At 52.2% G+C, this 13,393-nt stretch carries 19 protein-coding genes; 11 read left to right on the top strand and 8 right to left on the bottom strand.

Going from position 1 to position 13,393, the window contains the following annotated elements; translation table 11 throughout:
- Positions 1-17 precede the first annotated feature (17 nt).
- Both EVJ30_RS06360 and EVJ30_RS06355 read right to left on the bottom strand, forming a co-directional pair.
- Entirely contained in the window at positions 18-803 is a 786-nt protein-coding gene (locus tag EVJ30_RS06360) for an SDR family oxidoreductase (RefSeq protein ID WP_131468428.1), read from the bottom strand.
- 88 nt (positions 804-891) lie between these two features.
- Positions 892-1,206, bottom strand: a complete 315-nt coding sequence (locus EVJ30_RS06355) for a hypothetical protein (RefSeq protein ID WP_131468426.1) — start codon at positions 1,204-1,206, stop codon at positions 892-894.
- Between the two features lie 146 nt (positions 1,207-1,352).
- On the opposite strand from EVJ30_RS06355, the gene EVJ30_RS06350 reads away from it, so the two are divergent.
- The 3 genes from EVJ30_RS06350 to EVJ30_RS06340 all read left to right on the top strand — a co-directional run bounded on the left by EVJ30_RS06350 (position 1,353) and on the right by EVJ30_RS06340 (position 3,122).
- Positions 1,353-1,658: a hypothetical protein gene (locus EVJ30_RS06350; RefSeq protein WP_131457604.1), complete on the top strand. Its 306-nt coding sequence runs from the start codon at positions 1,353-1,355 to the stop codon at positions 1,656-1,658.
- Positions 1,659-1,837: 179 nt separating this feature from the next.
- Positions 1,838-2,440: an NUDIX hydrolase gene (locus tag EVJ30_RS06345; RefSeq protein WP_131468424.1), complete on the top strand. Its 603-nt coding sequence runs from the start codon at positions 1,838-1,840 to the stop codon at positions 2,438-2,440.
- A 94-nt stretch (positions 2,441-2,534) separates the two neighbouring features.
- On the top strand, positions 2,535-3,122 hold the full coding sequence (locus EVJ30_RS06340) for a GNAT family N-acetyltransferase (RefSeq protein ID WP_131468422.1): 588 nt from the start codon (positions 2,535-2,537) through the stop codon (positions 3,120-3,122).
- Here the strand turns inward: EVJ30_RS06340 and EVJ30_RS06335 are convergent.
- On the bottom strand, positions 3,103-3,300 hold the full coding sequence (locus EVJ30_RS06335) for a hypothetical protein (protein ID WP_201738417.1): 198 nt from the start codon (positions 3,298-3,300) through the stop codon (positions 3,103-3,105). The genes EVJ30_RS06340 and EVJ30_RS06335 overlap by 20 nt on opposite strands.
- A gap of 68 nt (positions 3,301-3,368) precedes the next feature.
- Here EVJ30_RS06335 and EVJ30_RS06330 point away from each other — a divergent pair, with 68 nt between their 5' ends.
- From EVJ30_RS06330 to EVJ30_RS06320, 3 genes are all read left to right on the top strand, one after another.
- Positions 3,369-4,166 carry a GNAT family N-acetyltransferase gene (locus tag EVJ30_RS06330; RefSeq protein WP_131468420.1) on the top strand — a complete coding sequence of 266 codons (798 nt, stop codon included), beginning with the start codon at positions 3,369-3,371 and terminating at the stop codon, positions 4,164-4,166.
- 17 nt (positions 4,167-4,183) lie between these two features.
- A complete protein-coding gene (locus EVJ30_RS06325; protein WP_161566978.1) occupies positions 4,184-4,354 on the top strand; it encodes a hypothetical protein in 171 nt (56 codons plus the stop codon).
- Between the two features lie 166 nt (positions 4,355-4,520).
- On the top strand, positions 4,521-5,507 hold the full coding sequence (locus EVJ30_RS06320; RefSeq protein ID WP_131468418.1) for a M23 family metallopeptidase: 987 nt from the start codon (positions 4,521-4,523) through the stop codon (positions 5,505-5,507).
- A 62-nt stretch (positions 5,508-5,569) separates the two neighbouring features.
- Here the strand turns inward: EVJ30_RS06320 and EVJ30_RS06315 are convergent, their stop codons facing one another.
- Complete coding sequence (locus EVJ30_RS06315; protein ID WP_131457599.1) at positions 5,570-6,112, bottom strand: TraR/DksA C4-type zinc finger protein; 543 nt, start codon at positions 6,110-6,112, stop codon at positions 5,570-5,572.
- Positions 6,113-6,267: 155 nt separating this feature from the next.
- On the opposite strand from EVJ30_RS06315, the gene EVJ30_RS06310 reads away from it, so the two are divergent.
- The 4 genes from EVJ30_RS06310 (at position 6,268) to EVJ30_RS06295 (ending at position 7,949) form a co-directional block, all read left to right on the top strand.
- Positions 6,268-6,792, top strand: coding sequence for a GrpB family protein (locus tag EVJ30_RS06310; RefSeq protein WP_071398548.1), 525 nt, complete (start codon positions 6,268-6,270; stop codon positions 6,790-6,792).
- Positions 6,793-6,846: 54 nt separating this feature from the next.
- The gene (locus tag EVJ30_RS06305) at positions 6,847-7,164 is read left to right on the top strand and encodes a hypothetical protein (RefSeq protein WP_131468416.1); all 318 of its coding nucleotides are present in this window, start codon (positions 6,847-6,849) and stop codon (positions 7,162-7,164) included.
- A complete protein-coding gene (locus EVJ30_RS06300) occupies positions 7,164-7,628 on the top strand; it encodes a GNAT family N-acetyltransferase (RefSeq protein WP_131457597.1) in 465 nt (154 codons plus the stop codon). Before EVJ30_RS06305 ends, EVJ30_RS06300 begins: the two co-directional genes overlap by 1 nt.
- Before the next feature lie 72 nt (positions 7,629-7,700).
- The gene (locus EVJ30_RS06295; RefSeq protein WP_236636018.1) at positions 7,701-7,949 is read left to right on the top strand and encodes a hypothetical protein; all 249 of its coding nucleotides are present in this window, start codon (positions 7,701-7,703) and stop codon (positions 7,947-7,949) included.
- A 25-nt stretch (positions 7,950-7,974) separates the two neighbouring features.
- Here the strand turns inward: EVJ30_RS06295 and EVJ30_RS06290 are convergent, their stop codons facing one another.
- From EVJ30_RS06290 to EVJ30_RS06275, 4 genes are all read right to left on the bottom strand, one after another.
- On the bottom strand, positions 7,975-8,829 hold the full coding sequence (locus EVJ30_RS06290; protein ID WP_201739063.1) for a pirin family protein: 855 nt from the start codon (positions 8,827-8,829) through the stop codon (positions 7,975-7,977).
- 110 nt (positions 8,830-8,939) lie between these two features.
- Complete coding sequence (locus EVJ30_RS06285; protein WP_131468412.1) at positions 8,940-10,163, bottom strand: hypothetical protein; 1,224 nt, start codon at positions 10,161-10,163, stop codon at positions 8,940-8,942.
- A gap of 14 nt (positions 10,164-10,177) precedes the next feature.
- Positions 10,178-11,440, bottom strand: coding sequence for a hypothetical protein (locus EVJ30_RS06280; RefSeq protein ID WP_236636015.1), 1,263 nt, complete (start codon positions 11,438-11,440; stop codon positions 10,178-10,180).
- Positions 11,441-11,727: 287 nt separating this feature from the next.
- On the bottom strand, positions 11,728-12,624 hold the full coding sequence (locus tag EVJ30_RS06275; protein WP_131457594.1) for an aldo/keto reductase: 897 nt from the start codon (positions 12,622-12,624) through the stop codon (positions 11,728-11,730).
- Between the two features lie 151 nt (positions 12,625-12,775).
- Between EVJ30_RS06275 and EVJ30_RS06270 the strand changes: the two genes are divergently transcribed.
- On the top strand, positions 12,776-13,387 hold the full coding sequence (locus EVJ30_RS06270; protein WP_131457593.1) for a protein kinase family protein: 612 nt from the start codon (positions 12,776-12,778) through the stop codon (positions 13,385-13,387).
- The last annotated feature ends 6 nt before the right edge of the window (positions 13,388-13,393 follow it).

The following is a 13,393-nucleotide window of genomic DNA, read 5'->3' as shown; positions in this document are numbered from 1 at the left end:
GGGGCGACCTGTTGTCGTTAGAGTAGTGATTCGGCACCGTCGACGTACACTTCTGATCCGGTGACATGGCTCGACATATTGCTCGCAAAGAACAAGACGACGTCGGCTACTTGCTTCGCCGTACCTGATTTTCCGGCGAGCGGTTGGTTGCCTTCTGGATATTCGATCGGAAAGACGATTTCTTCGAGTAACGCGTCGTCCCGGTTCGTCGAGTCATCGATATTCGTATCGATCGCACCCGGACAGATCGAGTTGACCCGAATGCCGAACTGGGCGAGCTCGGCCGCGGCCATTTTCGCAAAACCGGTCTGGCCGGCTTTCGTCGTCGCATATCCGCTGAAGCCAAAGTTTTTAAAGTAACGGTTCCCGTTGATCGACGACGTGATGATGATGCTGCCGCCTTTCTCTTTCAAGTAAGGGATCGCATGTTTCACGGTCAAGAACGTGCCCGTCAAGTTCGTCTCGACGACCCCGTTCCAATCTTCGAGCGACAAGTGCTCGATCGGTGTGATCGTCCCGTTCCGACCCGCGTTCGCAAACACGATATCGACATGTCCGAACCGTTCGACCGTCTGTTCATAAGCCCGTTTCATCTCGTCTTCGTTTGAGACGTCAGCACTAATTCCGATGGCGCGGTCCTCGCCGATCAAGCTCGCGAGCTTCTCGGAGTCCTCTTGGTTCAAGTCGACGATGGCGACTTTTGCCCCCGCTTGGACGAACCGGATGACAGCGGCGCGTCCGATTCCTGACGCCGCTCCTGTGACAAACGCGACTTTACTCGACAACAATGTATTTGAAATCATGTATTTGTCTCCTTTCAGCTACCTGTTGTCATATTCCACTGTTCTATAAAAATTAAGCCCGTTTTCTTGAAAAATGATGATTCTTCGTTCAATCAGACGTTACATGAATCGATAGCGCAATCTTGAGCGTCGCATCCGGATCGAGCTCGATGGTCACATGTTGACCGGCGCGAAGTTCTTGCACGTCGCTAGCAAGACCCGTCACTTCCGTCTGGTCATTAACTAGAATCGTATGCAATTTGATTTCATCCATATCCGCCTCGGCTGGACCAATCATTAGTTGAGGGATTTCAATCCGTTCGATGCGTCCGTCGAGCGTGTGATCGTTCCACGTGCTCACCCAATAGACTGCTAATAAAAAAAGACCGATGAACGCGAAGGCAAAGATGAGTCTAGCTCTCATGGTGATCCTCCTCTGCGGTACCCCGGTGCGATGGTTTCCATTAGTTATTTACCCGAAATCAGGAATTTATATAGGCTGATTTTTACAGGGATTTGAATGACAGATGCGGAATATAGTAAAAAAATTGAAGAGTGGAGGCGCTGACGATGGTTCTAGTCGGGATGGTTGGGTTAATCATTTTAGGATTGATTGTTTTCGGGTGGTGGACGATCGGGTTTCCCAGACGGCGGGTGTGGGGTGGGCTGATCATGCTAGTGGTTTCCTTCCTCTTTTCGCCGCTACTACTCGTCGCGAGCGGCGAGCGCTACGGATTTGATGGCGTCGTGGCAGGATTGGTCGCGCTGTTCTGTATGGTCGGGGGCGGTTTTTTCTTCACGACACTTGGCTGGACTGGTCGTCACCGAAAAGTCAGGAAAGTCCGGACATTGTCGGAAGACCCTGATCTGTTTTAGTTTGGGTTGTCGTTGCCCCTTCGAAACCCGTACAGTAAACGTATGGAACAAAATGGAGGGATACATGTGTCGACACTGATTAAACCGACCGCGTTACGGCCGGGCGATACGATTGGCATCGACGTCGAGCTCGATGCGACCGCCGGGACGATCACCTTTTTAGAGAATGGAGTGACGACATGAGCGAATTTATTACCGTGGTCGACCGGACACGTAAAAGAATCGGGTTGAAGCCCCGGTCCGACGTCCATCGTGACGGCGATTGGCATGAGACGTTTCACTGCTGGATGATTGACCCGACGCATCTTTACTTACAGCTCCGCAGCGAGACGAAACAAGATTTTCCAGGACTGTTCGATATCACGGCAGCAGGACATCTGGTTGTCGGAGAGACGGTCCGGGACGGGGTCCGTGAGATTCAAGAAGAACTGGGAATCGAGTTATCACTCGATCAACTGACTGCTCTCGGAGTGTTTGAAGACGTGATTGAGACGGGAGCGTTTCTAGACCGGGAGTTCGCCCATACATATGTCTATCCGTACGCTGGGGAGGCGTTCACGTTAGACGTTGACGAAGTAGCAGACGTCGGCAAAGTTGACTTCGAGGCGTTCGTCGCCTTGCTCGACGGTTCGCGCGAACAGATTGAGGCAACTTCGGTCGTAACCGGAAAGACGTTACGCGTGACGAAAGAGACGTTCGTTCCACATCCGGAGACATACTGGAACCAAGTGATTGAAGGGGTTCGGACATTTCGGGAGAAAGCAGAAGGCCATCATGATTGATATCATCTGGCGACTGTTGAACGGATTGTTCGTGCTCGGTTTAGGGGGAGTTCTAGTTTGGTGTTTTCGCAAGTGAAGAGGGGGAATTGACGAGATGGAAGTTGTACATCCAGTAACACCGCTCGAGATTGAGACGGCGCGCTTACGATTGCGGGCACCGCGCATGAGCGGTGACGAGCGTGTCGTGAACGCGGCGATTCGCGATTCACATGAGGAGTTCCGGCAGTGGTTGCCGTTCGCTCAAACGGTCCCGACGTTAGAAGAGACCGAGATCAATTTACGACGTGCCCACGAACTTTATGTGCAAGAGGAGAGTTTTCGCTACCTCATCTTTTTACGAGATACGGGAACGTTCGTCGGCACGGTCAGTCTGCAAGGCATCGACTGGGACGTCCCGAAGGCAGAGATCGGGTACTGGCTGCATTCGATGCACACCGGACACGGCTACATGGGCGAAGCGGTCGAGGCGGTCACGCGGTTCGGGTTTACACATTTCGGATTCAAACGGATCGAGGTCCGTTGTGAGTCGACGAACCGGGGCAGCCGGATGATACCAGAACGTCTAGGGTTTCAACTTGAAGGCATACTGCGGAACGACGACTTGTCCGCCGATGGCAACCGCCTGACCGACACGGCCGTCTATGCGATGCTGCCCGGTGAACTCAAACCGTCAGCGACATGATTCGTTGTTCGCCGACGGGTATAGCGTTCACAATGACGACGGGGTGCACACCGTCCGGGATTATCGAGTCGATATCTTTTGGCAACGTCGTATATTTCTCTTGATCGAGCGGCAGCGTGAACGTCTCGAGGACGGGCCAGTGTTTGTCTTGAAGCGGTTCGAGTGTGACGGATGACATCGTTATTCCTCCCTCATTAGAAGTAGCGCACTTTCAGTATACAAAAAATGAATGGGAAAGGACCAACTATGGACCAACAGATCTCGTATCAACAAAATGCACCACTATCCGACATGTATCAAGCTTTCATGGACGGGTTTTCTGATTACATAATTCGCTTTGACATGGATGCGGCAGGATTCGAATCGACCTTCCTCGTCCGGGATCAAAATCAACCGTCACGCTCCATCGTCGCGTATGCGGACGGACGTCCGGTCGGTGTCGTCTTGAGTGGGGTGGCCCATTTAGAGACAGGTTGGGTCACGCGTTGCGGTGGTCTGGCCGTCTCCCCTGCGTTTCGGAAAATAGGGATTGCCCGCGAGTTGATGCGCCGTTTTGACGAGCAGGCAACGGGGACACGTCTACTTGAAGTCATCCAAGGCAACGACTCGGCACTCGCTTTGTACGAGCGGCTCGGGTACGAGACGGTGCGCGAAATCTTTTATTTCGACTCCGTTCCGACCGAAACGGAAGCGACACGCGCGATCGAACCGATCGTGACGCTGTTCGATCGCTATTACCCGTCGGCATCGCACCGACCGATCTGGCAAACGGACGCCCGGACGACCCAGCAACGAGCGGAGCTCGTCCGGATCACAGAAGGCGACAAAACAGGGGCGCTCTTGTTCCGGTCAGGCGTCCTCCTCGACGTTTTCGGCCGGGATGAGGATGCGGAATGGCTCCTACGGGCGGCCGCAGCGAATGGACCGATCAAGTTGACGCTCACGTCGGATCGTCCTGCATTGATCGAGGCGGCGCGAACGCTCGGGTTCAAACAAGATGACATCGCCCAGTTTGAGATGGTGAAGCGCGAGACGGGTGTCTGATGAGACGTCTTCTTCCCATGTTGATGGTCGGTCTCATCGTCGGAAACTTGTTCACGATTCTCGGATTGACGACGAACTTGTCTCCGTCAATCGATCGCGTCTTTCTGTTCGGGGGGCCGGCGGTGACGTTTATAACTGCTGTGGGTATTGTCTTTGTCGTCCTAAAAATGAAGCGAGACAAACGGTGATGAACTCTTCGTGAAGATTGTGAGAGTGCTTGCTCATTGTTTTGAAATGTTCGACATACAAATGAAATGCTTCATATATTGAACTTTTTAGGTAGGGATGCTATATTCGCACTTGTAGCTTTTTATATAGCTAGCGAATCATCCTATTTGGAGGTTTTATCAATATATGTGGAAACAACTTTTACTAACTGTCGGTGTCGGCGTACTCGTTTTGAATGGCCCGGCGTCGGCCTCAGCAGATCAACTTACCCCGCAAGAGCTCGTCAAGACGACGAAGTCCCTTCAGAAGATAGAGCGTGGTGTTCGCGCATCAAAGCAAGCGGTTGAAAAGGCGAAGCGTCATGTGCAGACCGTCGAGACGCGGGCGGATGCGCTTCAAGCTAAACTAGATCAAGTAAGCACTCAGCTCGAAGCGTATGAAACGGCTTCGACCCCTGAAGAGACGTCTTTGTTTAAACAAGTACTGTCGTCTGTCCTTCCTAGCGCGAAGGCGGAAGCGGCGGAATCCGAAAAAGCCGAGACAGATTTAAAAGCGAGAGAAGCCGAAGCTGCTCGAGCGTTAGACGAATTGAGTGATCAACAGGCCGAAGTGAAGGCCGAGCGGGAACAGGCGAAGGCTTCACATGCGGCAGCGTATAAGCAGTTGAAGGCACAAGCTGCGCAATTAACAGATTTGAAGAAGCAAAAAGCGGCAATCGCACCAGATCAGTTTATGATTCCGGCGACGGGACGTCTGTCACAAGGGTTCGGCCCTGCTAGTGGACAATTCGGCTATACGTTCCACAACGGGATCGATATCGCCGCCAAAGTCGGGACACCGATCTATGCAGCGGCTGACGGCAAGGTCATCGACGTCAAGACGAGCGGCCCTTACGGCAAGCACGTCTTCATCGAGCATGACTTGAACGGACAGAAGTGGACGACCGTCTACGCCCATATGCATAAAATCGAAGTGAAGAAAGGCCAAGCGTTGCTTCAAGGTGAAGGCATCGGCCAAATCGGCAACACGGGCAATTCTTCAGGTCCTCACTTACATTTCGAGGTGCATCAAGGAAAATACGGTTACTCGTCAAGTTCGGCCGGCAATACGGTCAATCCGATGGACGTAGCGGAAGTACTCGGCGGCACATCACCAATCAAAGCGGTTTATTGACACGACGCGACGTAGCGTCGTGTTTTTTTGCGCAAAAAAAGCCGCATTACAGCGGCTCTCGTTCATTCGCGGGTTGGATCGTGATTGCCTTTGGTGTCGGCGATTGTATCCGAGCTTCCGAAGTCTTCGACTTGGCTGAAGGCGTCAGTACTTTTCCCGGCGTCATCTGTTCCGTCGAGCTGTTTATGGGCAGCCGTCTCAGACGCATTGAGGACATCTTCTTCGACCGGACGATCGAGGTCTGTTTGATGCTCTTGTTCTTCCTGCTCACGTGCATGTTCGATGCAAAGCGTCGCTTCTGGGATGATCTCGAGCCGATCGAGTTCAATTTCTTTCCCGCATACTTCACATTTTCCGTACGTCCCGTTTTTGATGGCGAGAAGCGCCTTATCGACGTCCGTTAAAAATTCTTCATCGAGTTCGGTGAGTGCGTGGTCACGTTCGCGTAAAAACAGCTCTTCTCCCGAATCGGCGGGATGGTTGTCATAGTGCGACAACTCTCCTTCGTCGTAAACTTCTTCACGATTTTCCAGATACCCTTCGGTCTTGGCTTTCTCTTTTAGTAGACGTTCTTTGAACGTATCGATTTGTTTTTGTGTCAACATACGGTCCACTCTCCAGTTCTGATTTCATTAGTATAAGCATTTCCCATTTTGCGACGCGACAAACCTTTCTGTCGGCAAAGCGGATTTCTAAAGACATGAGAAAACGGGTATGATGACAATGAGTGTCAATTGTCGTGGAATAAGGAGGAAGCAACATGAGAAAAGTTGAGGTTGTGGAATACGATACAGCATGGACGGAAAAGTTTGAGGACGAGTCGAGCAGGCTCGAACGATTGCTCGACGGTGAACTGATTGTGATTCATCATATCGGCAGCACGTCTGTCCCGGGGCTTGACGCCAAACCGATCATCGATATCATGCCGGTCGTTCGCCAAATCGAACGCGTCGATGGATTGATCGGCCACATGGAGGCCCTCGGTTATCGCAGTTTCGGCGAGCACGGTATTCCGAGACGGCGCTTCTTCGCCAAAGGTGAGGACGTGCGGACGGTCCATGTCCACGTCTTCGAGGAAGGAGACGAAGGGGTCGTCCGGCATTTGGCCTTTCGGGACTACTTGATGGCGTTTCCGGACGTACGTGCCGAATATGCCGCTCTCAAACAACAGCTCGCGAGCCAACATCCGGAAGATATCGAAAGCTACATCCAAGGAAAACAAGAATGGGTGTCCGAAACGGAGCGAGTGGCGACGCTTTGGTATTTGTCCCAGCAACAGAAATGAAACTTTTTTTGCTTCATCTCGTAACGATAAATAACAAGGTGAGGGGGAAACAGGATGAAGCAATTTCTTGGGAAATGTATCGAGTACGCGTTTGTCGCGCTCGTATTCATCGGATTATTCTTTGGCCTGCGCTATGGGGTCCATCAGTTCGTCCCGGCAACGGAAGAGATTCAACGTTACACGTATCTCGTCTTAGGGACAGCCGTTCTCGTGTTTCCGGCGTCGTTGTTCGGCGGCTATTTCCTCGCCCGTCCGATTCAGCGCCGGTTGAACGGAACAGCGACGGTCAGTTCGAACCACGTGTTGCGTGGTGATGAAAAGCCACACGGGATCACGGAAGATCGAAACGGCACGCACACTGGGGGCGGTTAATGATGCGCTTGCGCCCCACCAATGATGCGTCGTTGATCGCCACGTTGAACCGCCCGATTCACGAGCATCATATCGAACTGGTACCGACTTTCTTTGCTGCGTATGATCATGCGTTGATCGAAGAGGCGTTCTCGAAGATGATGGCACAAGATACTTATCATTTCTTTACGGCCGAAGTAGACGATGAAATCATCGGCTACGTATGTTTTCAAGAGCGAGTGAGTGAGGCCAACGCATTTCGTCAGGCAGTGCGAACGCTCTACGTCCATCAAATCAGTATCAACCCGGACGTGAAAAGACACGGTTATGGCCGTCTCGTCATGGAGCATGTCGAGCGCTTTGCCGTTGACCATGATTTCTCATCGATTGAACTGGATTATTGGTCGGTGAACGAAGAAGCCGCCAAGTTTTACGAGCGTGTCGGTTTTCGAACGAAACGTCAAATTGTTATAAAGCATTTATAGGATGAGGGGGATTGGATGGAAACGGTTATTTTAGTGATTGGGATCATCGGAGTGATTTCTTTAATGTTTTTCATGTCGAACCAGTGGATGGGATACAGCAAAGGCAATATCGTCATGACGCTCGATGATCATCACACTTACTTGAATCAATACGTGCCGGCGATTTTGACGAAACTCTATGAGGACGGCAAGTCGGCCCATTATCTCGGCGACCGGAAGTTTGAGGTGGACGGGAAACGATACGTCCTCGTCGAACGGACCGTACCGATCGGTCGGGTTCCGACCCAGCAGACGGTACTCATGCCGGATAAAACGAAGTAAAGCCACGCTGCCGCGTGGCTTTTTGTTATTGTGCCGGGGGTCCAAAACTACCGGCATGATAATCGCGGAACGCTTGGCGAATCTCGTCCTCGGTATTCATGACGAACGGACCATGGGCGATGTAGTCCTCACGGATCGGCTGTCCTGAGTAGACGAGCAGGCGGGCCCGTGACGTCGCTTTGACGCGGAGTACGCTCATGCTGTCCGCTGTTTCGTCGTACGTGAGCGTCGCCACGTACGTTTTCGCGAGCGGGGTCGCCGACGTGCCGAGCTCGACTGAACCGGCGAGCACGTAGACGAATCCGTTATGATTTGTCGGCAAGACGTGCTCGTAGACGGCACCGGCTTTCAAACTGATTTCGCTCATCGTGATCGGCACGAGGCTGTTCATCGGCCCCGTTACCCCGGCGACGTCGCCGGAGTAGACGCGCATCTGCCCGCCGTCGATCGGTACGACCGGGGCGTCTTCGACATATACGTTCTGATAGGATGTCGTCGTCGATTTGAGCGATTTTGGCAAGTTGAGCCATAGTTGCAGCGTATGGATCAAGTCGTCATCGACGGCTTCCTCGGCATGCCGGGCTCCCCAACCGGCGTTCATATATTGAACGTCACCGGCGTCTAAAACCGAATGACCGCCATGGTTGTCAATATGCTCGAGCCGACCGTCGATGACGTACGTGATCGTCTGAAACCCGCGGTGCGGATGGTCAGAGAACGTGCCACGCTTGAACCAATCCTCGGCCATTAAAATGAACGGGTCGAACTCGGCTTTTCGTTCCGGGGGCAACACCCACCCTTGTTGGACGTGCGGATAGCCGTTCTGTTTATACGTGACTTGCCAGTGTGCGGCGACATCGCGGTCAAATTGTCTCGTCATCAGACCATCTCCTTCGGAAGCGTTTGGCTCCATTGTCGCACATGGACGATCTAGAAACGGGTGATTTTGCTCTCTGAACGTGCAAAGACAGACGGCCAGGAGACCGTCTGTCAATAAGGGGCGAGCGACAGCCAGGTGGCGCTGTCCTCGGAACTGAGTTTGTAATGGTTACCCTTGGTCGTGACATAGACGTCCGTCTTTTTGGAACGTTCATGGAGCGTCACGTCGAACGTTTGGGACTTAACGCCTTCGGCCAAGGTGAATAGCGGATATGCGGCCGCCTCACCGTTCCGGTTGACGCGTTCGGCCCGCTGCAGCATCTGTTTAAGCGTTTCTCCGTCGGCAGTGGTCGTTTGGATGGCGTCCAAATGATGAAGTTCGGTCTTACCGGAGAGCGACGTCTTATGGAAATAACCGATGGTCGCTTCCTCGACTTCTTCTGTCGTTGCTGCGTCGACTTCTGACTGTGTCATCATCACCGGCGGTTCATAGGAGAGCGAGATCGTTTGTTTCACCGTTTCCCCGCCAATATCATAAGACAGTTCCCAAAGCGGGTATGTTTCTCCGAACTTGAGTTCGTCAGGCAACGGATAGACGGTTGAAAGTGTCGGGATGCCGCCATCTGGAACAGAATCGAGCGACCCGTATGCCATGTTGTTTTCAGAAGATCGAATCAAGAGCGGTTGGACAACCCCGTCCATCTTGACGAGATAAAGCGACAGCGTCATCGTCTTCATGTTCGGGTCAAATGGGTGAAAAGATGTCGTCGACGAGTCCTGCGTCTTCACTTCTAGAGCGAGTGAGGCGAAGAGAGGAGAGTGCAGCGTAACAAACGGTGAATCGAATGGGATCAATTCGAAAAACGGATCGTCTTCAAGCTTGGTTTCGGTCGTTTGACGCATTGCATCGGACACGCCCACAGAACGCGGTCGGAGCGGTTCGGGCTCCGCTTCACGCCGAGCGGCCGGGAGGAGATCGGCATCGATCAGTTTCACATATTGGCTAACGTCAGTTTGACAGTAAGCGTATGTCGCCTCGTCGTCATGGAACACGGACATCGTCGTGAAGTTTGACGAAAAACGTGAGAAACTGCGATACGTCGCGTCATAGACGAACGGTCGGTCCGAGATGGAAACGGCGCCGGTGTCGTCACAAATCGTATGCACGGCAATCTGTTCCGTTTCGTCGAGCTGCATCGACTGTTGGTCCGGTTCATAATGATAGCCGTCGAATAGGATGGGGCGAACTTTGAGGTCGAGCGCGGACTCTTGTTCTGTGCAACCGGTCAAGATGATTGTCGCCATGAGCAACGTTGTGATGCCGATGGTTCGCACGCCATTTGCCCCCTTTACTCCATGAATTGGGCCTGCCACTTGGCCGCATCGTCGCGGAGCAGCTGGAAATGAGACCCAGTCTTCGTATTCGTCAAAAACACGTCATTTCCTTCATAGCTGACGTCGAACGTTTGTGCACATATGCCTTCGAAGACGGTCAAATAAGGGGTCGAGGCAGGTGTGCCGGCTTTCGAGACGGCTTTCGCGCGCTCGATCGCATTGAAGATGAATTGCGTATCGTCAGCTGTGGCGTGGCTTAAAAACGGCTCGTCTTTCGATTCCGTACCGATCAAGGCGAGCTCGTGAAAGATGACGTGCCGGCGGTGGTCGAATTGTTGGCGCATTTCGTTCTTCAAGCTATCCCCGCGCAACAAGGTTTCTTCTTTATAGGTGATCGACACGACTTGTTTATGGGCTTTTCCATCGCGGGTGAACGAGAAGCTGAACAACGGATAGCGTTTGTTCGCTACGAGTGTCGATAGGAGCGTACTTGCTTGCCGGGCTCCTAGAAAACGGTCGAACGACGCGTCGAACGGTCGGATCACGTCGCGATAGAGCTCTTGGTTTGACGAGGTATAAATCCCGTAGCGCTGTTCGCCATCAGCCGACTCGGTACCAAACCCGATCGAGAGAAACGGCTGTCTAGAAGATAAATCAATAGGGACGACGAGGGTCTCAGCCGTATCCATTGACTCGAACGTGAACTCATATGAACCGTTGAACGGCATCGTCACGTGGACGAGCGTTTGCTCGAGAGCAGTCCGGAGCGGATACGGTTCGTTGCCGACCGGTTTGTCCATCTCGTTTAGAAATTGAAGTCGTTCGTGCGGTTGAGCGTTTCGCAGTTTCGAGATGGACGGATAAGTGACGGACAAGTCTTGAAAAGCCGTGAGACTGTCGGGAACGGATGCGACTTGTTTGATATAAGTGATTGTGCCTACCTGACATTGCACGTAAAACTGATTCTCCACTTCAAAGAATGTGGCGGTCGGGAACGCTTCGGTTGACGTTGTCGTCGTCAACGGCTGCGTCAACGTGACCGTTCCGACTAAACGGCGGTCGCCGGCGGGAACGGTCGTGATCGCATCTTCTGGATAACAAGCATCGAGCACGTTCGTCCGGTCGGACTCGGTCATCTCGATCTGTTGCCCCGAAGGAAGCGTGGCGCGACCTTGATAGTACTCTGGAGCTGTATGTAAACGAAAAGCATGTTCTTCCTCACATCCAAACAGGAATGATAAAATGGCGAGCGTACAGAAAAGCAGGTACTTTTTCACAGCGGTGCACTCCTTCGATGAATAACTTTCATCATTGTAGCACCATTTTTTTGTGACTTTAGTCTTAGGAAAACTAATGTGTTTTTTAAATAAAAAAGCGAAAAACCCGCTCGACTTGAACTGAGCGGGTCTGATTTACACTTATGGATATGAAATGGAATTTCTCGATTTCAACGTTGTCGATTTTTGACGAATGAACCTTGATATAGCGTCATTGCTAAAAAACGAATAGAAAGCGTTGAAATGAATTATGGGTTTTATAGGTATTTATTGGTTTTTATATTCTTTTAGTCGACGTCGCGACCGCGTGAAGCTTTCAAAATTTCGAACCATTCTTCACGGCTGAGCTCGATTTCGAGTGCGTCGACACCGGTGCGGACTCGTTCAATTTTCCCAGAGCCGATGATCGGCATGATATTGACCGGATGCTTAAGTAGCCAAGCATAGACGATTGAATCGATACCGCTAGCGTCATGACGGACGCGGATCTCTTCAAGTTTTTCACGAAGCGGCGCGTAGTCGTCTGCAGAGAATAACTGGCCTCCGGCGAGCGGGCTCCAGGCCATGAGCGGCATCCGCTTTTCGTGACATAGGTCGACAGAACCATCTTCGAAATGTTTCAACTGCATCGGCGAGAGCTCGAGCTGGTTCGTCACGAGTTGGAACGGTAGCCGTGACTGCAGCAATTGCTGTGTCGACGGCACGTGGTTCGAGACGCCGAACGTCCGGACTTTTCCGCTCTGTTGCAACGTGATGAACGCCTCGGCGACTTCATCTGGATCCATGAGCGGATCGGGACGATGGATCAAAAGTGTATCAATCTGGTCAATTCCGAGCTCGCTCAAAGAACGTTCGGTTTGGCTGATGATATGTGCTTTCGTCGTATCATAATGGTTGAGCGTTTGGCCGGGGTTGAATGAGCCGGTCAATTTGATGCCCGTCTTCGTCACGATTTCGATTTGGTCGCGAAGCGAAGGTTTGAGGCGCAACGCCTCTCCAAATAATCCTTCACACGTATACCCGCCATAAATGTCGGCGTGGTCGAACGTCGTGATGCCGAGCTCGATACATTGCTCGATGAACGTGAGACGCTCCTGTGGGCTCATCTCCCATTCGGCGAGACGCCACATTCCGTGGATGATGCGTGAGAACGATAAGTCTTCCGTTAGTGCGATTCGTTGCATAATCGATTCCTCCTAATTGTCTGTCGCTTTCATTATACGGGTATTGTCCAACAGCGTCACTTTCTGCGCGCGAGCAGGGATGCTGAAACAGGGTCAATCGTGACGGAATCCGTTATGATAGACGAGAGACAAACAGAAAGAGGAGTTCTTCATGAATTGTTATGAAATTTATGCGGACGTGTCGTTCGAACAAGACGTTCACGAGACGCGTGTCACCGCTTATCACCAAGACCTCGAGCTGCATGGGATCGGACGGAGCGCCGCCGTATTTCGCGTGAAAGATACGCGACTCGTCATCAAAGTGTTCTTCCCGGGCTATACTCAAATCGCGGCGGAAGAAGCCGTGATTTATCGTACGCTCGAAGGGCTGCCCCAGTTCCCGCATTTGTACGAAGTCGGGCCGAACTATATCGTCATCGATTATATCGAAGGCAAAACGCTGTTCGAGTGTTTGACCGAAGGGATTTGGATTGACGCGGCGTACATCGAGCAAGTCGACGAGGCGCTGATTAAGGCGCGGCAGCTTGGACTGACCCCGTCAGACGTACATTTGCGCAACATCATCCTCAGTCCGCAAGGCCGCATCTATTTGATCGATTTGGCCCGGTTCCGGCAAGGGCAGCATATCGACCATCAATGGGAAGACTTGAAACGGATGTATCGGCTCTACCGGCTCCGCTTCGTGCCGAAACGATATTCCGAGCGGCTGTTGAACGGGATCGCCTATTTATACCGCACGTTTGTCAACGATCCGAGACGCTAGTCGAAG

This window comes from Exiguobacterium sp. SH5S13 (genome assembly GCF_004337085.1).
Taxonomy (GTDB): Bacteria; Bacillota; Bacilli; order Exiguobacteriales; family Exiguobacteriaceae; genus Exiguobacterium; species Exiguobacterium aurantiacum_A.
Note: the sequence above shows the minus strand (reverse complement) of the source record. Positions and strands in the feature narration are given on the sequence as shown.